General features: G+C 66.6%; 12 protein-coding genes and 3 pseudogenes. 10 read left to right on the top strand and 5 right to left on the bottom strand.

From position 1 onward, the window contains the following. Positions 1 to 81: 81 nt before the first annotated feature. Together BEK98_RS51215 and BEK98_RS00060 are read left to right on the top strand one after the other, a co-directional pair. Positions 82 to 297: pseudogene (locus tag BEK98_RS51215) on the top strand (IS630 family transposase); the annotation flags it as partial. Positions 298 to 355: 58 nt separating this feature from the next. Next, the gene (locus BEK98_RS00060; RefSeq protein ID WP_143684052.1) at positions 356 to 658 is read left to right on the top strand and encodes a hypothetical protein; all 303 of its coding nucleotides are present in this window, start codon (positions 356 to 358) and stop codon (positions 656 to 658) included. A 250-nt stretch (positions 659 to 908) separates the two neighbouring features. Here the strand turns inward: BEK98_RS00060 and BEK98_RS48815 are convergent. Next, a pseudogene (locus tag BEK98_RS48815) lies at positions 909 to 1006 on the bottom strand. Positions 1007 to 1237: 231 nt separating this feature from the next. Beyond that, complete coding sequence (locus tag BEK98_RS00055; RefSeq protein WP_244201664.1) at positions 1238 to 1507, bottom strand: DUF3761 domain-containing protein; 270 nt, start codon at positions 1505 to 1507, stop codon at positions 1238 to 1240. Positions 1508 to 2070: 563 nt separating this feature from the next. On the opposite strand from BEK98_RS00055, the gene BEK98_RS00050 reads away from it, so the two are divergent. After that, positions 2071 to 2748 (top strand): hypothetical protein, encoded by a 678-nt coding sequence (locus BEK98_RS00050; RefSeq protein WP_094214231.1) that lies wholly within the window; start codon positions 2071 to 2073, stop codon positions 2746 to 2748. Between the two features lie 248 nt (positions 2749 to 2996). On the opposite strand, the gene BEK98_RS00045 is transcribed toward BEK98_RS00050, so the two are convergent. Further along, on the bottom strand, positions 2997 to 4316 hold the full coding sequence (locus BEK98_RS00045; RefSeq protein ID WP_094214230.1) for an MFS transporter: 1320 nt from the start codon (positions 4314 to 4316) through the stop codon (positions 2997 to 2999). Continuing rightward, positions 4313 to 4912 (bottom strand): ArsR/SmtB family transcription factor, encoded by a 600-nt coding sequence (locus tag BEK98_RS00040; protein WP_094214229.1) that lies wholly within the window; start codon positions 4910 to 4912, stop codon positions 4313 to 4315. The genes BEK98_RS00045 and BEK98_RS00040 overlap by 4 nt, the downstream gene beginning before the upstream one ends. Before the next feature lie 250 nt (positions 4913 to 5162). On the opposite strand from BEK98_RS00040, the gene BEK98_RS00035 reads away from it, so the two are divergent. The 3 genes from BEK98_RS00035 (at position 5163) to BEK98_RS49490 (ending at position 8162) form a co-directional block, all read left to right on the top strand. After that, positions 5163 to 6284 (top strand): lipid II:glycine glycyltransferase FemX, encoded by a 1122-nt coding sequence (locus BEK98_RS00035; protein ID WP_094214228.1) that lies wholly within the window; start codon positions 5163 to 5165, stop codon positions 6282 to 6284. A 248-nt stretch (positions 6285 to 6532) separates the two neighbouring features. Then, positions 6533 to 7597, top strand: coding sequence for an ISL3 family transposase (locus BEK98_RS49495; RefSeq protein ID WP_208642958.1), 1065 nt, complete (start codon positions 6533 to 6535; stop codon positions 7595 to 7597). Positions 7598 to 7646: 49 nt separating this feature from the next. Continuing rightward, positions 7647 to 8162, top strand: coding sequence for a transposase (locus tag BEK98_RS49490; RefSeq protein WP_208642957.1), 516 nt, complete (start codon positions 7647 to 7649; stop codon positions 8160 to 8162). A gap of 9 nt (positions 8163 to 8171) precedes the next feature. Here BEK98_RS49490 and BEK98_RS00025 read toward each other — a convergent pair whose 3' ends face one another. Continuing rightward, positions 8172 to 8447: a hypothetical protein gene (locus BEK98_RS00025; RefSeq protein WP_208642956.1), complete on the bottom strand. Its 276-nt coding sequence runs from the start codon at positions 8445 to 8447 to the stop codon at positions 8172 to 8174. A 548-nt stretch (positions 8448 to 8995) separates the two neighbouring features. On the opposite strand from BEK98_RS00025, the gene BEK98_RS00020 reads away from it, so the two are divergent. The 4 genes and pseudogenes from BEK98_RS00020 to BEK98_RS00005 form a co-directional block, all read left to right on the top strand. After that, a complete protein-coding gene (locus BEK98_RS00020; protein WP_094214226.1) occupies positions 8996 to 12766 on the top strand; it encodes a LamG domain-containing protein in 3771 nt (1256 codons plus the stop codon). Between the two features lie 145 nt (positions 12767 to 12911). Beyond that, complete coding sequence (locus BEK98_RS00015; protein WP_208642955.1) at positions 12912 to 19904, top strand: polymorphic toxin-type HINT domain-containing protein; 6993 nt, start codon at positions 12912 to 12914, stop codon at positions 19902 to 19904. Positions 19905 to 19947: 43 nt separating this feature from the next. Then, the gene (locus BEK98_RS00010) at positions 19948 to 20385 is read left to right on the top strand and encodes an SMI1/KNR4 family protein (protein ID WP_094214224.1); all 438 of its coding nucleotides are present in this window, start codon (positions 19948 to 19950) and stop codon (positions 20383 to 20385) included. Between the two features lie 206 nt (positions 20386 to 20591). Then, positions 20592 to 20936: pseudogene (locus BEK98_RS00005) on the top strand (hypothetical protein); the annotation flags it as partial.

Below are 20936 nucleotides of genomic sequence, written 5' to 3'. Positions count from 1 at the left end.
CCGGAGCGCCGGGTGCACTGCCGGGTGATACGCCGTCACCTCGCCCGCGCGGGTGGTAAGTCGCACAGGGTACGGCACTTCACCGTGTTCCAGCTGCCGGCCTACGTTCCCGACCTCAACCCGCGGGGAGGGTGTCTGGTCGCTGGTCAAGCGCGACATCGGCAACCTTGCCGCGGCAGGCCTCGGTCAGATCACCACCGGGCCGTGATGCACCGGCTCAAGCAGAGCCAGTACCGCCCTGATGTGGTCGATGGCTGCCTTCTCGGCACTGGGCTGAGCTTCGATCCGGCCCGCTGACGACGCGGTGATGCTGATGCCAGCCACTGGCGACGGCAGGTATGGCAGCATCACCGCCATGTCTTTGGTGACCTGGGACTACGATGGTGATCTGTACTGCGCTCTGTCCACTGAGACTGGCGCGGGTGATGGCCGGATCAGTTATTTCGAGCTCAGCGAGGCCCGAATGCTTCCGGGCGGAGCCCCTTCCGTGCCTGCTTCACCGGCTCCGGGGCCGACAGCCGTGACGGTGGTTGTCTATGCCCCAGAGGAGCAGAAGTCACCTATGGTCTCCTTCGACGAGGCGCAAACACTGCCGTTCGCCGTCCTGCAACACTTCGTCGCGATCGTAGCCTCCCGGTTGGAGAGCACCGGCGTGTAGATCAGCGGTCATGGCGGCACAACAGGCCCCCGGCCGACATCACGAGTTCAAGTTCAGTAGCAGTTCCCGAGGAAAGATGTCGTCGGGATACGGCCAGGTCACATCCGGTTGCACCGAGCCCACGCGTGGATCATGCACGTCGACGCCGGGGCCGAAGGAGGCGGGGCGGCGAACGGCCACCGGGCTTCACGGAAGCGCAGACAGAGCGGGAATCGGGGGATGCTGCAGTCCGGTGTTGCGGAATGCCGCCTGGCGGAGAGGGCAGGATTCGAACCTGCGTGGGCCTTGTGGGGCCCGACCGTGAGGCATGCTCGCTGGTCCCCGATCAACCACTCCGGGCACCTCTCCCTGCTCCCGGCCCCAGGGGTGTCCCGCGCCGCTCACGTGAACAACCTTGGCAGGAGCTTCTGACGGCGGCCTGATGTGCCTCTGACGCGGCCCGCTCGGGATGATGCCGCGTCGCCTCGCCGGCCGGGCTGTCTCGCTGCAAGTCCAGGATGCTCCGGGTATCGGGCCGATGGTGAACCCGGGCAGGTCGCCTTCTCTGGGCGCCGAGGAGGCGACCTGCGTTGAGGCGGTCTACTTGAACCAGTACCTCACGCCGTGGTGGTGCGAGCAGGTGCCCTGCGAGTGCCGCGAGTACGACAGGGAGTCGTCCTTGCACTTCGCCGTCTCGTACTTGTCCTTCGGCCTTTGATGGTGCGTCCAGCCGCACACCCCGGTGGTGTGGTGGACGCAGTGGTGGGCCGTGTTGGTGGACGGCAGTGTCGCCGCCGAAGCGGTCGGTGCGCTGAAGAAAACGCCGGCCAGGGCAACAGCGACGGCCGAGGCAGCAAGACGTGCGCGCAAAGGAATCCCCCTCGATGTGGAGCAAGTGCAGCGGGATCCTATAGCCGTTTGAACTACTTACTGGCCGGTATGGGGCAATCCTGGGGAAGTGCCTGCCCAAGGAGACACCTCCGCTCCGGCGTGACCTGCTGGTGGAGCCTTGGCCGCATCGAACGAGGCCGGAGTAGAGCGCGAGTTGTGTGCGGTGCAGTCCAGGTCCGTCCTCGCGAAGCCTTCGGCCAGCGCCTGGATCGGTGGGGGCTGGGGATTGACGCTCCGGTCGGCGAGCAGACCCGAGATCATCGCGACCTGGACGAAAGCACGTCTCCCGAACGACGTCGAAACTCATTGATGTTGATCACATGGGCACCTCCTCGATGACTTCCATAGCCATCGGCAAACGATCCCCGAATGCGCACAGCCATCGCCCCCAGCCGCAGGAGACGGCCCTCGCAGGACACCTCGTCGGATCGGCTCTCCACCCCCGACGCGCACCTGCGCCTCCGCGCCCGCCCCTGCGCGGTAGGACGGTACTCGAGCGGGGGAGCATACGCCCAGGTGTCACGCTTTCGTGAGGGGTTGTCATGGGTTCCATCCGCCGTGCCGTGCCGTTGGTGCTGCTTTCCTGCCTGCTGCTGGCGGGTTGTTCGTCGGGTTCGCTCTCCGACTCGGAGGGGTCCGGGAAGAGCGGGAGCCCAGCGGCTGGGCCGTCGGGTGCCGCTGCGCCCACGGGTTCGGCGGGGCAGGACATCGCGGTGGGTGCCGGGCCGCAGGCGACGTACACGGTGCAGCAGCAGCCGCCGGCGGGCAGCTGCCACTACCGGTACGAGAACGGGGAGCCGCTGGAGGACACCACGTGCACGCCGGGTGCGATCTCCCCGGCTGTCACCCAGGCGAATCTGACGTCGACGATCTGCCGCAAGGGCGGCTACACCGGGGATATTCGGCCGCCGGAGTCGGTCACCCGCAAGGAGAAGCTGCTGAACGCCGCCTCCTACGGCTACACCGGACGCCTCGGGGATGCGGAGTACGACCACCTGATCAGCCTTCAGCTCGGAGGCGATCCCAACGACTACCGCAACCTGTGGGTGGAGCCCGCGGACCCTGGCCACAGGCCGGGAGCGGGTGTGAACAACAAGAAGGACCCGGTGGAGACGAAGCTCCACACCGCGGTCTGCAACGGCAAGGTCCCCCTGGCTGCCGCTCAGCACGCCATCGTCACCGACTGGACCACCGCGCTCAGCAGCCTCGGCCTCGGCTGAGCACGCGAGCTTCGGTCGCGTCGTCGTATGCGCCCGGGCCCCGGTTCGGTTCACCACCATCACGGGAACAACTGTCGACGCCAGCGTGCGCCACATCCGGGTTGCAGGAACCTCATAGGACGCGGGCCCAGGACTGTCGGTCCAGTGGGGTCGTTCAGGGTCGGTGAGGCGTTAGTACCTGTTTCTAGTTTGGTCAGCGGCTTTCGAGTTCTTGGAGGTGCTGGGCGGCCGGGAGCTTCACCTATGTGTCATTGAGGTACCGGTCGGCTGTCTGCCTCGGTACCGCCGTCGGCGGCGAGTGGATCGTCCGGAGCCAGGGAGCGGATGCGCGGTATCGGTGAGGGGAGCAGCCAGAGCAGCGACAGTGTTCCTCCTACGGCGGCCGTGATCAGGGTGGTCCTGAGTCCGATGAGGGTGGCGAGCATGCCTCCGACGATGGCGCCGATGGGGCGTATGCCGTAGTTCACCGTGCTGTAGGCGCCGGCCACGCGACTGCGCATGCCGTCCGGTATCACCGCGGCTTGCAGGGAGTTGAGGTTGACATCGAACAGCATCACGCCGATTCCGGCGAGGAACTCTGCAACGCCCAGGGCCCCTGCGCGGGCCCATGTGGGACCGCTCGCGGTGGCGGCGATGGCGATGGGGGCCGGGAACAGTACGGCGCCTGCCGCGATGCTGCGTCCCACGCCGATCCATCGCGAGATCTTCGGGGCTATCACCGCGCCCGCGAGAGCTCCGGTTGATCCGATTCCGAATGCCAGCCCGATGGTCCCTGCGGAAAGGCCGAGCACCCGGTCGGCGAACAGGACGGTTAAGCCGGTGCTTGACACGAAAGTGAAGAAGTTGAGGGTTGTCGCGCAGCCGAGGCTCGCCCGTAGCACCGGGTGACGAATTACGAAGACCAGCCCCTCTCTGGCCCGCAGCAGCAGCGAAGGTCCTGCCGTCTCACCGGCAGCGATGGCTGGTTCGTCGACCCGGATCGGCCCAAGCAGGGCGGCCGAGGCCAGGAAGGACAGGGCATCAGCGATCACGGCGACGGGCGCGGTCAGGACCTGGACGAGGGCACCGCCGACGGCGGGGCCGACGACGTAGGAAGCGGATCGGCTGGCGCTGAGCTTGCTGTTCGCGTCGACGTAGGACGAGCGTGGCACGAGGTGGGCGAAGAAGGGCGGATAGGCGGTGTTGAACAGTACCGCCGCGGCGCCGGTCAGCAGCGCCACGGCATACAACTGGAGAAGCGTCACGGTGCCTAACAGGTATGCGACGGGCAGGGTGAGCAGCACGCACGCGCGTATCAGATCGGCGAGGATCATCAGGCGGCGCTTGTGGACGCGGTGGTCGACCCAGGCGCCTAGCACGATGGCGAGGACATTCGGGGCCCAGGCAAGCGCGGTCAGCCATGCGACCTGGCTGGCCGAGGCGTGCAGCGCCGCCACGGCGATCAGGGGTAACGCCAGTTCGGAGATCCGGTCGCCGAACTGCGAAACCGACTGCCCGGCCCAGAAGCGAACGAAGCGCTGGTCCCGCCACAGTGATATCGAGGGAGCCGTGTCCTGCGGGGAGTTCATGCCGTCTCGCCCGTCTGCTCCTCGGCGGCCTCCGGCAGAACGTAGCGCAACAGCCGGACGCCGCGGCTGTCGCTCGGTCGCTGCGCCGGGTCGCGCGTCACATAGGGCGCGAGGACGCTTTCGATCGCGTCCTCGATGGCCGCGAGTTCCTCGGGGGACACCACTATGCGGGTGTTTGCCAGCCCCGCGGGCTTGCGCCACACCTGATCGAGTTGAGGTTCGGTCTCGGTCACCCACCGATGCGGCAGGCCGGCGGAGCGGGCGAACATCTCCCGGGACAGTACCCGTGCGGCGGACTGGCCCTCTTCGTCCTCCGGCATCTCGAATCGGAAACCCCGTGCCGCAGCCTCCCACCGCCGCTCCCGGCGATCCGTTCCGGCCTCGGCGTCGCGGACCAGCCCAAAGCCCGCCAGATGGCGCAGATGCCAGCTGGTCACGGACGGGGTGGCTCCGACATCCGGTGACAACTGCGTTGCCGTTGCTGGCCCGTGCCGTTGCAGACGCTCGAGGATCGCAAGCCGTACTGGATGCGCCAACGCTCGCATGGCCTTCGGGTCAGTGATCTCGATATCGCCCAGGCGATTCCCACGCTCCATGATGTGAGAGTGTTCTCTCATAATGTGTGAGAGTCAACTCTCACACATTGCCCGATGCTGTTGAGATCCTGTTGGACGACTCTCTGCACGTTGATGAAGCGTCGGGTTCGCGACGCCCGTGATGAACATGATTGGTGATCTTGCTGGGCAGTCCGTGCCTGCTTCGTCCGCGACGACAGCGTGTGCACGAAGGACCTGGACGTGCCGTACGCCTCAGTAGGCTTGTGCGTCGAACAAAGGAGTGCCGCGCATGAGCTTTCGCCTGAAGGCGATCACCCGTGAAGATCATCTGGCCTTCGTCCGGGCCCGGCCCTCGATGAGTCACATGCAGGTTCCCTCGTGGGGTGATGTGAAGCCGGACTGGCGGGCGGAGAGCCTGGGCTGGTTCGACGAGAGCGATCGTCTCGTCGGCGTGGGACTGATACTGCTGCGGCCGTTGCCGAAACTGAAGCGGTACCTCGCCTACCTGCCCGAGGGGCCGGTCATCGACTGGTCTGCGCCCGATCTGGAGCGGTGGCTTGAGCCGATGCTCACGTACTTGAAGGAGCAGGGTGCGTTCTCGGTGAAGATGGGGCCGCCCGTGGTGGCCCGCCGCTGGAGTGCCGAGGCGGTCAAGGCGGCGATCGCCGACCCGCAGGCTGGGCGGTTGCGGGATGTGGAGGCCACCGTGCACGAGCCGCGGGCCTTCGACCTCGCCGACCGGCTGCGCCGGATGGGCTGGCAGCAGACCGAGCCTGGCGGCGAGGACGGCTTCGCCGTGGGCCAACCGCGCTACGTTTTCCAAGTTCCCTTCGCAGGGCGGTCGTTGGAGGAGATCCAGCGGGGCCTCAACCAGCAGTGGCGCCGCAACATCAAAAAGGCGGAGAAGGCCGGCGTCAAGGTCATCCAGGGCCAATACGAGGACCTGCCCGCCTTCTACGACATCTACGTGGAGACCGCCGAGCGGGACCGCTTCATTCCCCGCCCACTGGCCTACTTCCAACGCATGTGGACTGCGCTGAGGGCCGAGAACGCCGACCGCATGCGCCTCTACCTCGCCCACCACGAGGGCGAGGTGCTCGCGGCGGCCACGATGCTGACCGTCGGCGAGCACGTCTGGTACTCCTACGGTGCCTCCACCAGCCGCAAGCGCGAGGTCCAGCCGAACAACGCGATCCAGTGGCGGATGATGTCCGACGCCCACGCGCTCGGCGCGAGCATCTACGACTTCCGCGGCATCACCGACACCCTAGAAGAGAGCAACCACCTGCTGGGGCTGTTGCGGTTCAAGGTCGGCACTGGCGGCGAGGCCGTCGAATACCTCGGCGAGTGGGACTTCCCGCTCAACAAGGTGCTGCACAAGGCCCTCGACCTCTACATGTCCCGCCGCTGACACTGCGACCGCCTCGTGCTGATCGTCGACGCCGATGCGGCGAGCGTGGAACGCCAACTGCAGACCGGCCGGTTGACCTGCCCGGCCTGCAATACTGTCCTCACGCCGTGGGTGGCTCTGACGTTGTTTCAGTGGGGTCTGGCACAAGTTCCGTGTGCCGACTACTCCTTGTAGTTGTTGGTCTCCCTTCGGCGGTACGCAAGACGCCCTGAAATCGCTCCTCGTACGGCTGGCAAGGCTGACATTCGATGGCCGTGAACGAGGTGTTGTCCCGGTTGCAGGAGTTGCTGTTCCCTTCGGTCGCTGCTGTCGCAGTCGTGGCCGTACGTGCGGACGGCGAGACGATACGCATCGAGGCCCGATGCACGCTCACCGGCGCCGCCTGCCCGGATTGCGGCCAGTGGACGGAACGGGTGCACAGCTCCTACCTGCGGTTTCCCGCAGACTTGCCCACCGCCGGGCGGAGAGCGGAACTCGCGCTGCGCGTCCGACGGTTCCTCTGCGCAGCCACAGCGTGCGGTCGCCGGACGTTCGTGGAGCAGGTGGCAGGGCTGACTCGGCGCCACGGCCGTGTCACCGAACGACTGCGGCAGGCGATGGGCGCGATCGGACTGGCCTTGGCCGGCAGGGCAGGCGCTCGCCTCGCGCAGCTCATGGGCATCATCACCAGCCGTACCACGCTGCTGCGCTGGGTGATGGATCTGCCCGACCCGACCACCGCCGAGCCCCGGGCCGTCGGCGTGGATGACTTCGCCCTTCGGCGCGGCCACGTCTACGGCACCGTGGTGATCGACGCCGAGAGCCACCAGGTCCTCGACCTGCTGCCCGAACGCGATGCCGCCACCCTCGCCCCGTGGCTTACGGCCCATACCGACATCGAAGTCATCTGCCGCGACCGCTCCGGCGCCTACGCCGAGGCGGCCGCCACCGCGGCACCTCAGGCTCTCCAGGTCGCCGACCGATTCCACCTCTGGCAGAACCTCACCACTGCGGTCGAGAAGACGGTCGCCGCCCACCGTTCCTGCCTGCGAGAACTCCCGTCGGCCGCCCCCGAACCGGAGCCCGCGTGGGTGACGCCCGTTGAGGCAACCTCCTCCCAGGACGATCACGACGAGGACCCGACCGGCAGGTTCGCCGAGCGGGCCCGCGCCCACCACGCCCTCGTCCATGACCTCCTCGCCCAAGGGCATGGGTATCCGTCACATCGCCCGCCACCTGGGCTGGGGACGGCACACTGTCCAGCGGTACGCCCGCGTTGCCCGCTGGCAGGACATGGTCAAGGGTCGCAAGCGCCAACTCCCCAGCAAACTTGACCCGTTCAAGCCCTACCTGGCGCAACGCTGGGCTGAAACGGACGGGAAGGTGACCGTCCTCGACCTCTACCGCGAGATCACCACCCGCGGCTTCTGCGGCCACTACTCCACCGTCCGCGACTGGGCCCGGCGCGACCTGCCCCGCCCAGAAGGCTTCACCCCCATCCCGCCACCGCCGTCGGTGCGGCAGGTCACCCGCTGGCTCACCCGGCACCCAGCCACCCTCACCGAGGAAGAGAAGCTGCACCGCAAGGCCGTGCTCGACCACTGCCCCGAGCTGGCATCCGCCGCCGAGATGACCAGCTCGTTCGCCGAGATGCTCACCACGCTCGGCGGCACCCGTCTGCCCAACTGGATCACCGAGGCCGCAGATGCCAACCTGCCCGGCATCAGCAGCTTCGCCGTCGGCCTGCACAGCGACTTCGACGCGGTGATTGCCGGCCTGACGACCGGCTGGAACTCCGGCCCGGTCGAGGGCGCAGTCAACCGGATCAAGATGCTCAAGCGGCAGATGTTCGGCCGCGCCAGCTTCGGCCTTCTCCGCAAACGGGTCCTGCTCGCCTGAGGATCCGCGTCAGCCCTCGTCCTCCAGGAGCCCGAAGCCGTCCGGGAACTCCTCCAGAAACGCCCGCCGAGACGGATCGGACTCCTCGCGGGCCATCGTGCCAAGCAAGTCGAGGAACTCGTCCCGTTGCACGGGCGACAGTTTGGTCACCACGTAGGCGACGCCCTGGACCTTGACGGCGTCGTCCGGATCCATCTGCTCGTCTTCACAACCCTCGACGAACCAGAGGACATCGACCAGTGCCTCGGCCAGAGCCCGCGTCAGGGACGGGTACGCAGCAGGCATTGAGACGATCTCCAGACGACGGGAACGAAGTTCTGCCATCCCACCACATGCCTCTGACATTACGGTCAGCAACCGTCACACGGAACTTGTGCCAGACCCCACTGAACAACGTCAAGGCCAGGCCAGGTCGACAGTGACGGCCGAGGCGGCAAGATGCGCGCGGGAAGAGACACCCCCTTGAAGTGAGGCATCGCGGCCGGAGTTTATGGGAGGTTTAAACCCTTTACTGGCCAGTTTAGGGTAGGGGTGCAGATGCCTCGGGTGCCGGCGGCGGGAGCAGTGTTTGGCTGGCCGGGGGGTGGGGGTGCTGCATGACTCTCTCGCGTTGTTGGTGACGTCCTGTCTGCGTGCTGCGGGTGTGTCCGTCCTGCTGGTCCGGGCTGGGTGATGTTTCTGTGATTGCCCTGCTTTACGTTCGAGAGCTCGGTGGCTGGATTTATTCGTGCAGGTCAGGGTGACATCGGGTCAAGTCTTGTGATCGGCCTCACAGTTAATTGACTGCCGTCGGTAACCGGATCTTTACTTTGCATGACCTTTACAAGATTCATATGCGGGGGGATTCGGTGAAGCCTGAGCGGGCTCGTGTGACGCCGGCGAGGAGGGCACGAAGAGCGCGCTCCTGCCTTTGGGGCGGTGTTGCGGCCGCACTCGTGCTGTCAGTGCTGCCTGGGTTGCCGACTGTTGCTGCTCTTCCGCTGTCGACCGCTGCTGCGGATTCCGGGGCGGTGGGTGAGGCGACCGCGTCGGCGCGGGCGCAGGCGTCGGGTGAGCCGGTGGAGGTGACGGCGGACCGTACCGAGTACTCCACGACCAAGGCGAATCCGGACGGCTCGTTCACGCTGACGCAGTCCACGACACCCCAGCGGGTGAAGGAAGACGGCGGCGGCTGGGGCGCGGTCGATCCGGTGCTGGAGCGCCGTGCTGACGGCCGGCTTGCTCCCAAGGGTGCCGTGGTGGACCTGTCGTTCTCCGGCGGCGGTTCGGGTTCGGACATGATCCGTCTGGGCAAGGACGGGCGGTCGGTCACCCTGGGCTGGGCCGGGAGCCTGCCGGAGCCGACTCTCGATGGTGCAACGGCGACTTATGCGAACGTGTTTGACGGTGTGGACCTGCAGCTGACGGCCACGGCTGAGAGCTACCGGGAAGTCTTGGTCGTCAAGACACCCGAGGCGGCACAGAACCCCGCCCTGGAGCAGGTCAGGCTCGCCGCATCCGGGGACGGCCTGTCCGTGGTGCCGGGCGCCGGTGGGGGCCTGCGGGCCATCGACGAGGACGGCAACGCCGTCTTCCGTGGCCCGGCAGGCCAGATGTGGGACTCCGCCGGCGACGCTGAGTCAGGCCCGCAGACCCAACTGATGCACACCGACACCCCCGTGTCCGCGAACGGCCAGGCACAGGACGACCCGTCGCAGCCGGGGGAGGGCGACAGCACCGCGGTGCTGCCGGTCAAGGTCGATGACGGCGCGGTCGCCGTGCACCCCGACCTGGGCCTGCTGCGCGGCAAGGACACCGTCTACCCCGTCTACATCGACCCCTCCGTGGGGCTGGGTGTCTCGGAGCGCACGAAGCTCTCCTCCGACGGCGACAAGTTCTGGATGTTCGACGGTGACAAGGGCGTCGGCAAGTGCGGCACGGCCGACGGCTATTACTGCGGCGGTGGCTACGTCGACCGTATGTATTTCGAGTTCGCCCCGACCAAGCTGGCCGGCAAGTACGTGCTGGATGCGACCTTCCGGGCCCATGAGACGTGGTCGTTCAACTGCGACCCCCACTGGGTGGACCTGGTACGCACCGACAACATCTCGGAGGGCACCCGTTGGCCCGGCCCCAAGCAACTGGACCTGATGGGCGACAAGTACGTTGCGGCAGGCCGCGGGACTCTGTGCAGCCCCGACCAGCCGGATGCGTGGGTGGAGTTCAACGACAACCCCGATGAGTCGGACGAGAACCTGAAGAGCACCGTCCGCTCCTTCGCGGACGGCAAGATCAGCCGGCTCACCCTCATGCTCCGGGCCAAGGACGAGGGCGACCCGCGCGCTTGGAAGAGGTTCGATGACAGCGCCGAGCTCTCGGTGGTCTTCGCCTACAAGCCGGGCGTGCCCACCAACGTCGGGGTGATTCCGGGCGTGACGGGCACGGCCCAGTGCTACAAGTCGTCGTCGAACCCGCTCGTGGTGACGATCAAGAATCCGATGGTGCAGGCCCGCGTGCAGACGCAGGTCGAGGCGCACAAGGGCGATCAGGAAGGTGCGCTGCAGGCCGAGTACGTCGTCGAGCGCGGTGATGATGCGGCCTGGCACGAGGTATGGACCGGATACAGACCTGATAGCGGCTGGGATCCAGACGAGACGCTCGAGAAGATGCCCACCAGCGACCGCGCCGACGGAGGCTTGTACCGGTACAGGGCCCGAACCCAGTCGCACTGGTCCTACCACGACAAGAGCGGCGACCTGTGGTCCTCCTACAGCCCCTGGTGCTACTTCAAGATCGACTTGTCGGCGCCAAAGGCACCACGGATCACTCCCGGCTCTCCGTACACGGAGTGCACAGCGAACCTCTGCGAGGGCAAGGGCGGCCCGGGCGTTCCCGGATCGTTCACCTTCCAGCCCAACACCGCCGACATCGACGCAGCCGGGCACACCGACATCACCGCCTACGAGTACAAGCTGTTGTCCACGCCCGCGAAGCCGGTCTCGGGGAGCCTCAAGGTCGAGAGGGACGTGACACCACGGCTGTCGGGAACGCAGGTGCTGTCGGTGCGGGCCAAGGACGTCCACGACCGGTGGGGCACACCCGCGGAGTTCGCTTTCAAGGTAGCCCCGGCCCCTGGTGCCGTGGGGCGCTGGCGCTTCGACGACGCGGCACCCGGCTCCGGGACGACGCTGGCCAAAGACAGCGCGACGGAGGGCACCCGGCACGACGCCACGCTGCAGACGGCGGGTGCGGGATGGTCCACCCTTGCCCGACGCGGCGATGCCGACTACTCGCTGTGGCTCAATGACGGTTCGGACGACACCTTGCGCTCGGGCTACGCCGCCACTGCCGTGCCGGCGGTGAACACCAAGGACTCCTTCACCGTCTCGGCCTGGGTGTACCTGTCGGATGCTTCGCAGAACCGCGTGGTGCTTTCAGCACCGGGCACGAACGGGTCGGCGTTCACGCTGTACTACTCCGCGTCCTACAAGAAGTGGGTCTTCAACCGCACTGCTGGGGACGTCAAGGACAATGCGGTGTATCTGCGGTCGATCGCCGACGCAGGCCCTCCGCCGCTGAAGGTGTGGACGCACCTGGCGGCCGTCTTCGACACCAAGAATGACGCCGACAAGACGAACGACACGATCCAGCTCTTCGTCAACGGCCGCCCGCAGGGCAAGCCGGTGGTGCTGAATGATCTGTCCACCGCCTACCAGCCTTGGACGTCGACGGCCGGTCTGCAGTTCGGCCGCTCGCTGGCAGGCGGGGTGTGGGGCGAGCACTTCCGTGGCCGCATCGACGAGGTCACCGTGTGGCAGTACGCGCTCATGCCCGAGCAGATCGTCGAGGATGCGCAGCTTGGACAGGATGGCATAGCGGCCAACGAACTCGTTGCGTACTGGGACGCCACTGCGGCCAAGGGCAGCGAGATCCCGGAGAGCACGGCCTACCCGGTGCCGTCGATGAAGCTGGCGCCCGCCGGGACCACAGTGAACGAGGACGACAACGCCCTCTTCCTGGACGGAGCCAACCAGTACGCCGCCTCTACGGGCCCGGTGGTCGATGAAACGGGATCGTTCACCGTCTCCGCCAACGTGCGCCTGGACTCCCAGGCGCTGAAGGCGAAGCCGGTCGGCTACAAGGCCCAGGTGGCAGCACAGCGCATGGGCGGCGAATCCTCCTGGGCCCTGTGGGTGGTCAAGCCCGCCGACGACACCTACCAATGGAAATTCACCCGCACCGCGGTCGACGAGACCGGCAAAGTGACCCAGAACGCGGAAGTACCCGCCGGGGACGTGGCCGTCACCGACTCATGGGTCCAGATCACCGGCGTGTTCAACGCCCAGGAGGACTGGGAGTGGACCGACCCCTCGGACGCCACCAAGACCGAGACCCGCTACGGCAAGCTCCACCTGTACGTCGGTGAACTCGACCAACCGGCCGACACGGACACTTTCACCACACCGCAGCAGGGCAGCGGAGAGCTGAGCCTGGGACGCGGCACCGCTGCCGGCACCACCGGCAACTACCTGCCGGGCGGCCTGCAGGAGCTGAGGATCTGGACGGGAGCCATGAACGCCGACCAGGTGCGCTCCCAGGTCCTGGACAGCCCCGAGAGCGTCTGAGCAAGCGTAACGACGGGCGGCCCGCTCACCCGGGCCGCCCGGACAGCCATGGCCGCACCCCACTGCTTCATTGCTCTGCCACTCCCGTACCCAACTGCTCGCGCCCGGCCGGCACACCCCGGGCGCCTCGTAGGAAGAACCCATCATGAATCCCTTTGGCATACCCAGACCTCCAGCAGGTCGCGGGCCCGGGCCAAGAAATCGCTGGTTGCGGCGCATTGCCGCAGCAACCGGCCTGGCACTTGTGCCGGGGCTGCTGACTCCCGTCGCTTTCGCCGAGGACATCGAGCCTCTGGGTCGTCCGCACCTCCAGGCCCCGCACGCCACCAAGGTCAGACCGTTCACCGCCCAGGTGAACAAGAAGGCCGCGGCCGAGGTGAGGAAGGCCGCCGACGCCGACCGGCTGGCCGCCGCCCGAGCCCGCCACGACCAGCAGCGCAAGGTCACCTGGCCGAAGGCCGGCAAGGCATCGGTGAGCGTCCCCCTCGAGGGCAGCCACCAGGCCAAGCCGGGCTCGCTGCCCGTCACCGTCGCCGCACCCGGCAAGGGCAAGACGGCAGAATCTCTTGCTGTCGAGGTTCTGGACCAGAAGGCGGCCGCCAAGCTCGGCGTCAAGGGCGTGGTCCTCAAGCTCACGGGGCCCGACGGTGGTGGCAAGGCCCGGCTCGGCATCGACTACTCGGCCTTCGCCTCCGCCTACGGCGGTGACTGGGCAGGGCGCCTTCAACTGATGCGCCTGCCCGGCTGCGCCCTGAAGGACCCCTCGGCCGCGAAGTGCCGCAAGCGCATCGAAGTGGATTCGGTCAACAACCGCGAGAAGGACAGCATCGCGGCTCCCGTCAGCTTCGCCTCCGGCGGGCAGACGATGATGCTCGCCCTGGCCGCGGGTGCGAAGTCCGGCGCCGGCACCTACAAGGCGACGCCGCTGTCCTCCTCCTCGACATGGGAGGCCGGAGGCTCGTCGGGATCGTTCACCTGGTCGTACCCGCTGCGTGTGCCGCCCTCAGCGGCAGGGCCCAAGCCGGACCTGTCGATCTCGTACGACTCCGGGGCCGTCGACGGTCAGACGGCGAACTCGAACAACCAGGGCAGCCAGGTCGGCACGGGCTTCGACATCACCTCGTCCTACATCGAGCGCAAGTACGGCTCCTGCGACGACGACGGCCAGGACGGCAAGTACGACCTGTGCTGGAAGTACGAGAACGCCTCGCTCGTGCTGAACGGCAAGGCCACCGAGCTGGTCTTGGACGACACCACGGGCGTATGGCGCCTGAAGGACGACGACGCCTCCACCGTCACCCATTCCACCGGTGCCGACAACGGCGATGACGGCACCACCGGCATCGACGGCCAGGGCGAGTACTGGACCGTCGTCACGGGCGACGGCACGAAGTACGTCTTCGGCCTGAACAAGCTCGACGGCGCCGCTGACAGCGACCGCACCAACTCGGTGTGGACCGTGCCCGTCTTCGGCGACGACCCCGTCGAGCCCGGCTTCACCAGCGGCGACACGTTCGCCGACCGGGCGAAGATGCAGGCCTGGCGATGGAACCTCGACTACGTCGAGGACACCCACGGCAACGCCATGTCGTACTGGTACGCGGCCGAGCACAACAACTACGACAAGCTCGGCGACGACAACACCGGCACCGACTACACCCGGGGCGGCTACCTCAAGGAGATCCGCTACGGCCAGCGCTCCGACGCCCTCTTCTCCGGCTCCCCTGCCGCATCCGACAAGGTGGTCTTCGACTACGCCGAGCGCTGCCTGGCATCCGGCACCGGCTGTGACTCACTGACGAAGGACACACGGGACAACTGGCCGGACGTACCGTTCGACGCGATCTGCAAGGACGGCGACAAGTGCACCGGCAACGTCGGCCCCACGTTCTTCACCCGCAAGCGGCTGACGGCGATCACCACCTACGCGTGGAACGCGGCCGCCGCCACGCCCGCATTCGAGCCCGTGGACGTCTGGTCGCTCAAGCAGCTGTACCTCGACCCGGGCGACACCGGTGACTCCACCGACCAGTCGCTGTGGCTGGACGAGATCAAGCACACCGGCAAACGCGGCACCGACCTGTCGCTGGACCCCGTCAAGTTCAGCCATGTCATGCTGCCCAACCGCGTGGACGGCACCGACAACATCCTGCCGCTGGACAAACCCCGCCTGAAGACCGTCACCTCCGAGACCGGCGCTCAGACGATCGTGACCTACCTGGACGCCGACTGCACCGCAGCCGGCACCAAGCCGAAGGTGGACGAGAACACCAAGCGCTGCTACCCGGTGTACTGGTCACCCAACGGCGAGAAGGACCCGATCCTCGACTGGTTCCAGAAGTACCCCGTCTACGCGGTGTCCACCACCGACCCCTTCGGCGGCTCGGAGGCGGTGCAGCACAGCTACCAGTACACAGGCGGCGGCGCCTGGCACTACGACGAGAACCCGCTGACCCCGGCCAAGGAGCGCACCTGGTCCATCTGGCGCGGCTACCAGCAGGTCACCCACATCACCGGCGTCTCCGGACACACGCAGAGCAAGGAGGTCACCGTCTACCTGCGCGGCATGAACGGCGACCGCGTACTCGGCACGGACGGCAAGACCCCCGACCCCGACAAGCGCAAGACCGTCGAGGCCACCGGCATCAAAGCCGACAAGATCACCGACTCGGAACAGTACGCGGGCTTCACCCGCGAGTCGGTGACTTACGACAGCGACACCGAAGTCGGCGCAACCGTCAACGACCCGTGGTCGAAGCGGACGGCAACCCAGCACAAGTCGTACGCGGACACCGAGGCGTACTACCTGCGCACCGCCGCCACCCACACCCGCACCAACATCACCAGCAAGCTCACACCGTACGACCGCCTGCACACGGTCAAGACGGCCTACGACGACTACGGCATGGCCGAGACCGTCGAGGACGAGGGCGACGACTCGGTCACCGGCGACGAGAAGTGCACCCGCACCTGGTACGCCCGCAACACCGGCAAGGGCATCAACTCCCTGGTCTCCCGCACCCGCACAGTCGCGGCGACCTGCGCGACCACGGACGGCTCGCTCGACCTGCCCGCCGATTCCAAGCGCGCCGGCGACGTCATCTCCGACACCGCCACCGTCTACGACAACACCGCGGCCACCACCTGGACGGCCGCGCAGACCCCGACCAAGGGCGACGCCAACTGGACCGGCCGCGCCAAGGGATACGGCAGTGACGACGCCCCGGCCTGGCAGAAGGGGTCCACGACTACGTACGACACCCTCGGGCGTCCGCGGATCGTCAAGGACACCAACGGCGCGACGGTCTCCGACACCACCTACGTCCCCGTTGCCGCAGGACCGCTGACATCGACCGCGGTGGCCGACGCCAAGACCTACACGACCACCACGGCCCTCGACTTCGCGACCGGCGCGACGCTGAAGGTCACCGACCCCAACAACAAGGTCACCCAGAGCGAGTACGACAGCCTCGGCCGCATCACCAAGCTGTGGCTGCCCAACCGCAACAAGGTGCTGGGCAAGACACCCAACTACGTCTACACCTACAACGTAACCAACGCGGACATGTCCTGGGTCTCCACCGCGACCCTCAAGAACGACGGCTCCGGCTACAACACCTCGTACGAGTTCTACGACTCCCTGCTGCGCTCGCGCCAGACCCAGGCGCCCACCCCGCAGGGCGGCCGGCTCATCTCCCTGACCCTTTACGACGCACGAGGCCTCGCGGTCAGCCAGCAGGGCGACATCTGGGACAGCACGTCACTGCCCAGCGCGAAGGCCGCGGAGATCTCGGGAGGCCAGGCACCGATCCAGACCGACACCACGTACGACGGGGCCGGCCGCGCCACCAAGGCGGTGACCAAGGTCCACGGCGCCACCCGCTGGACCACCGACACCACCTACACCGGCGACACAGTCGCCACCACCGCCCCGGCCGGCGGCCAGGCGACCGCCGTCGTCACCAACGCGCTGGGCCAGACGACCGAGCGCCGCGAATACGCCGGCCCCACACCCACCGGCACGGACTTCACCACGACCGATTACACCTACACCCCTGCCGGCCAGCAGGAGACGGTCACCGGCCCCGACCAGACCAAGTGGTCCAACACCTATGACCTCTTCGGCCGACAGGTCACGGCGACCGACCCCGACAAGGGCAAGACCAGCAGCGAGTACAACGACCTCGACCAGCTCGTCAGCACGACCCCGAACGACGATGCCTCGAAGAAGCTGCTGTACGAGTACGACGAACTGGGCCGCAAGAAGGGCATGTGGCAGGTCGACAAGACCGACGCCAACAAGCTCGCCGCCTGGGGCTTCGACACGGTGGCCAAGGGACAGCAGGACACCGCCACCCGATACGACGGCGGCGTGGGCGGCAAGGCCTACACCCAGAAGGTCACCGCCTTTGACTCGATGTACCACGTGACCGGCAGCCAGCTGGTCCTGCCCGACACCGAGTCCCTGGTCTCCGACGGCTACATTCCCAACAAGCCGCTGTCGTTCAGCACGGGCTACAACCTGGACGGCACGATCAGCCAGTACTCCGCACCGGCGGTGGGCGGCCTGGCCGCCGAGACGGTCTCCTATACCTACAACGCCCTCGGCGGGCAGCTCACCGCGACGGGCACCACCGGCTACCTGCAGGGCGCCGCCTTCTCTCCGCAGGGCGACCTGCGCCAGCTCACCCTCGGCAAGGATGGCGCGTCCTCGGCGAAGAAGGCGTACCTCAACTGGGACTATGAAGAGGGCACCCGGCGCCTGACCCGTTCCTTCGTCACCGATGACGTGCACGGCTACATGCCGCAGGAGCTGAAGTTCACCCAGGACGACGCGGGCAACGTCACCTCGATCTTCGACGCCACCACCCAGGGCGGCACGGCCAAGGCCGACTACCAGTGCTTCGCCTACGACGGCAACCGCCGTATGACCGAGGCCTGGACCCCGAAGACCGCGGACTGTGCGACCGCTGGCCGCACAGTCGCCAACCTCGACGGTGCAGCCCCGTACTGGACCTCGTACACCTACACGGGCGCAGGCCAGCGCAAGACGGAGACCCAGCACACCACGTCGGGTGACAAGACCACGACGTACACCTACAACGACCCGGCGGACACCAAGCCGCACACGCTGGACAAGACGACCGGCGCCCGCGCCGGCACCTACACCTACGACAAGAGCGGCAACGCCCTCACCCGCCCCGGCCCCACGGCCCAGCAGTCGCTGGCCTGGAACACCGAGGGCGACCTGTCCAAGCTGACGGAGAGCACGAAGGAGACGAACTACCTCTACGACGCGGGCGGCGAACTGCTGATCCGCCGGGCCAAGGGAGACGGCGACACGATCCTCTACCTGGGCGCCGGCACGGAACTCCGCCTGACGACCAAGGGCACCACGAAGACCGCGTCCGGCACCCGCTACTACACGGCGAACGGTCAGACGATCGCGGTCCGCACGGCAACATCTGGTTTCTCCGGAACGAAGCTGAGCTTCCTGGCCGCCGACCACCACGGCACCTCCAGCATCGCCCTGGACGCCACCACCTATGCGGTCACCAAGCGCTACAGCACCCCGTTCGGCGCCCCACGGGGCACCAAGCCGACGTCCTGGCCGGACGACAAGGCGTTCCTGGGCAAGCCGACCGACGACACGACCGGCCTCACCCACGTGGGGGCCCGCGAATACGACCCCACCATCGGCCAGTTCATCAGCGTCGACCCCCTCCTGGAACTCGACAAGCACCAGACCCTCAACGGCTACAGCTACGGGGCCCAGAATCCCACCACTCAGTCCGACCCGTCGGGCATGGGACTCGCCTGCGGCGGAGCCGGAGGTCAGCAGGAAGGCTGCCCCGACCGCCCTGATGGCACGAAGGGCAACGGCCGCATGGTCGAAGGCTCCGACTACCACAAGTCGCACAAGTCGCATCCGTGTAACAGCAGCTGCGGCACGGCGCAGGCCGGCAGTGGCAACTCCGGTGGTGGCAGCCCCCTTGGCTGGCTTGGTGATGTCGCCGGCGCCGTGGTCGACGAGGCAATCAACACCGGATCCTCTTACCTCCAAGGCTCTTACCAGCAGTACCTCACGGAAAAGGGTTGCGTCCTCCACGGCGAGGACTGCGAAGACGTGGCTGGTTTTCTGCTTGCCACCAACCCGACCACCGCTGGTGATATGGGGTTGACCTCACGCGGAGCTGAAATATCCGGCGACTACGCAAACGGCGATAGTGCCCAAGGAACCGGAAAGCTGCTCTTCGACCTGGCCTTGCTATTGGGGACGCGAGGTGAAGGCGGCGTCGCAGCCGAGGCCGACGCGATTAAGTTGAGGGCCCTCCGGTGCAGCTTCACCCCAGCTACACCTGTCCTCGTAGCCCATGGCAAGACCAAACCCATCAGCGAGATCAAGACCGGGGACGAGGTCGAGGCCGCTGACCCCGCCAACGGCAAGCACAAGGGTCTTCGCAAGGTCACCGCCACCCTCATCAACCACGATTACGACCTTGTCGACCTCCGGATTCAGCACCCCGACGGAAGCGTTACCACCCTTCACACCACTGCCGAACACCCCTTCTGGGACGACACCCTGCACACCTGGGTCCCCGCTGGCGAACTCCGCACTGGCCACAACCTCAACACCGCGAGCGATCACCACGTCCGCGTCGCCGCCGTCATCCCACGCCACGGCGATCGCGACATGTACAACCTCACCGTCGACGACCTCCACACCTACTATGTGCTCGCAGGCGCCACGCCAATTCTCGTACACAATGTCTGTCCCAAGCTGGGCAATTATGACGGCGCGGGAGGCACGGGGTACGGTCCGGCGGATGATGCCACTCGCGTGAGTGGACCTTGGACGAAGAACGATATTGGGCGCGGAACGCGTGGACTTCGCCCGAACCAGGTTGGTGATCGTCTCCAGATTCACCATGCTGACCAGATGCCGGGCTCGCCGATTCATGAGTTGGATCAGGATTTCCACCTCAATGCAGACATTCATCGTAATCGATTTAACCAGGGTGTGGATAAACTGATGCGTCGCCAAGATACGCAGATGCACTGGTGGTATCGTTCGATGGAGCAAGGCTGGGGAAGCGCCTACGGTCCAGAGGCATGGTTCGATAACTGGCCAAAGTAGGTTCCAGGAGGCCCCTGGCGGCTGCTAGAAAGGCTGGAGTGAAGTGGACTACTCGGATTTTGAGACCTTGCTTGAACAGGTTAGATCGACTCACCCCTTCTGGTTTGAAGGCTTTGAAGGGTGGCGGGCTTCCGAAGGCGAAATTGCCGATGTTGAGGCGAACTTCCGAGTGGTCCTGCCCGCCGCCTATAGGCGGTTCATGACCACCGTGGGTGGGGGCGGATTTGGATTCCTTGACATTTTCCCGCTGGGTCCACGTCAAGGAAGTGTAGAGGATTTCCAGTCCGTCAACGGTGAACCCTGGTGGGATGCAAATTTCGTGGCGTTTTCTCCTGTTGGCACCGGAGATCTTTGGGGATTCATGGTTGAGAATGGCGTCTGCCTGGACCAGGTAACCTTCCTTGATCATGAAACTCGGGATGTAGTGTCGGAGAATCAAGAATTCCTGGAGTTTTTGGTTTCTAAGGCGCTTCAGCCGTAGTCGCGTTCAGAATTCGAGCGGCCTCGCCGGATGGGTTTTCGGCGGGGCCGCTGTGGCGTTCCGAGAGGGGCTGACGGCAATTTGCGAGTGGTGCCCCTCATGACGGAGTACGTTGACCCAGGCGGGACCATCGAGCCTGGCCGCAGCGTGGGACGAAAACGTTTGTCAGCGGCGGGAGGCCCGAGGCCGCCGTTCACCCGATCGCGGTGGAGATCCCGCACAGCAACGAGGGCGCCCAGAGCGCGGCCGCGAAGATGGCCGCCGTCCTCGGTAGCGAGCGCATGTTCGACCTCATCCGTCGGGGTGACATCGTCCAGCGGGCCGTGGTGCCGAAGCAGCGCCTGGCCGTACAGAAGGCTCTCGATGCTGACTACACCAGCGCCTTCAACAAGAAGCTCGGGCTGGACGAGAACGGGAAGCGGCCGGCAGGGGCCACCTTCGTCTCCCCGGCCATGCCCGCCGGCGTGACCGTGCGCCACAACGACTCCCGCGAGGCCACTGTCGACGTGTGGTGCGTCGGTCTGCTCGGGCTGACCGGCAAGGGAGCCCTC

This window comes from Streptomyces diastatochromogenes (assembly GCF_002242805.1).
Taxonomy (GTDB): Bacteria; Actinomycetota; Actinomycetes; order Streptomycetales; family Streptomycetaceae; genus Streptomyces; species Streptomyces diastatochromogenes.
Note: the sequence above shows the minus strand (reverse complement) of the source record. Positions and strands in the feature narration are given on the sequence as shown.

What these genes read in the sequence shown, in the direction of transcription:
- BEK98_RS00035 (WP_094214228.1), top strand. Translation starts at nt 5,163, where the DNA reads ATGAGCTTTCGCCTGAAGGCGATCACCCGTGAAGATCATCTGGCCTTC.
- BEK98_RS00050 (WP_094214231.1), top strand. Translation starts at nt 2,071, where the DNA reads ATGGGTTCCATCCGCCGTGCCGTGCCGTTGGTGCTGCTTTCCTGCCTG.
- BEK98_RS00060 (WP_143684052.1), top strand. Translation starts at nt 356, where the DNA reads ATGTCTTTGGTGACCTGGGACTACGATGGTGATCTGTACTGCGCTCTG.
- BEK98_RS00025 (WP_208642956.1), bottom strand. Translation starts at nt 8,447, where the DNA reads ATGCCTGCTGCGTACCCGTCCCTGACGCGGGCTCTGGCCGAGGCACTG.
- BEK98_RS00040 (WP_094214229.1), bottom strand. Translation starts at nt 4,912, where the DNA reads ATGGAGCGTGGGAATCGCCTGGGCGATATCGAGATCACTGACCCGAAG.
- BEK98_RS00020 (WP_094214226.1), top strand. Translation starts at nt 8,996, where the DNA reads ATGCGGGGGGATTCGGTGAAGCCTGAGCGGGCTCGTGTGACGCCGGCG.
- BEK98_RS00015 (WP_208642955.1), top strand. Translation starts at nt 12,912, where the DNA reads ATGAATCCCTTTGGCATACCCAGACCTCCAGCAGGTCGCGGGCCCGGG.
- BEK98_RS49495 (WP_208642958.1), top strand. Translation starts at nt 6,533, where the DNA reads ATGGCCGTGAACGAGGTGTTGTCCCGGTTGCAGGAGTTGCTGTTCCCT.
- BEK98_RS00045 (WP_094214230.1), bottom strand. Translation starts at nt 4,316, where the DNA reads ATGAACTCCCCGCAGGACACGGCTCCCTCGATATCACTGTGGCGGGAC.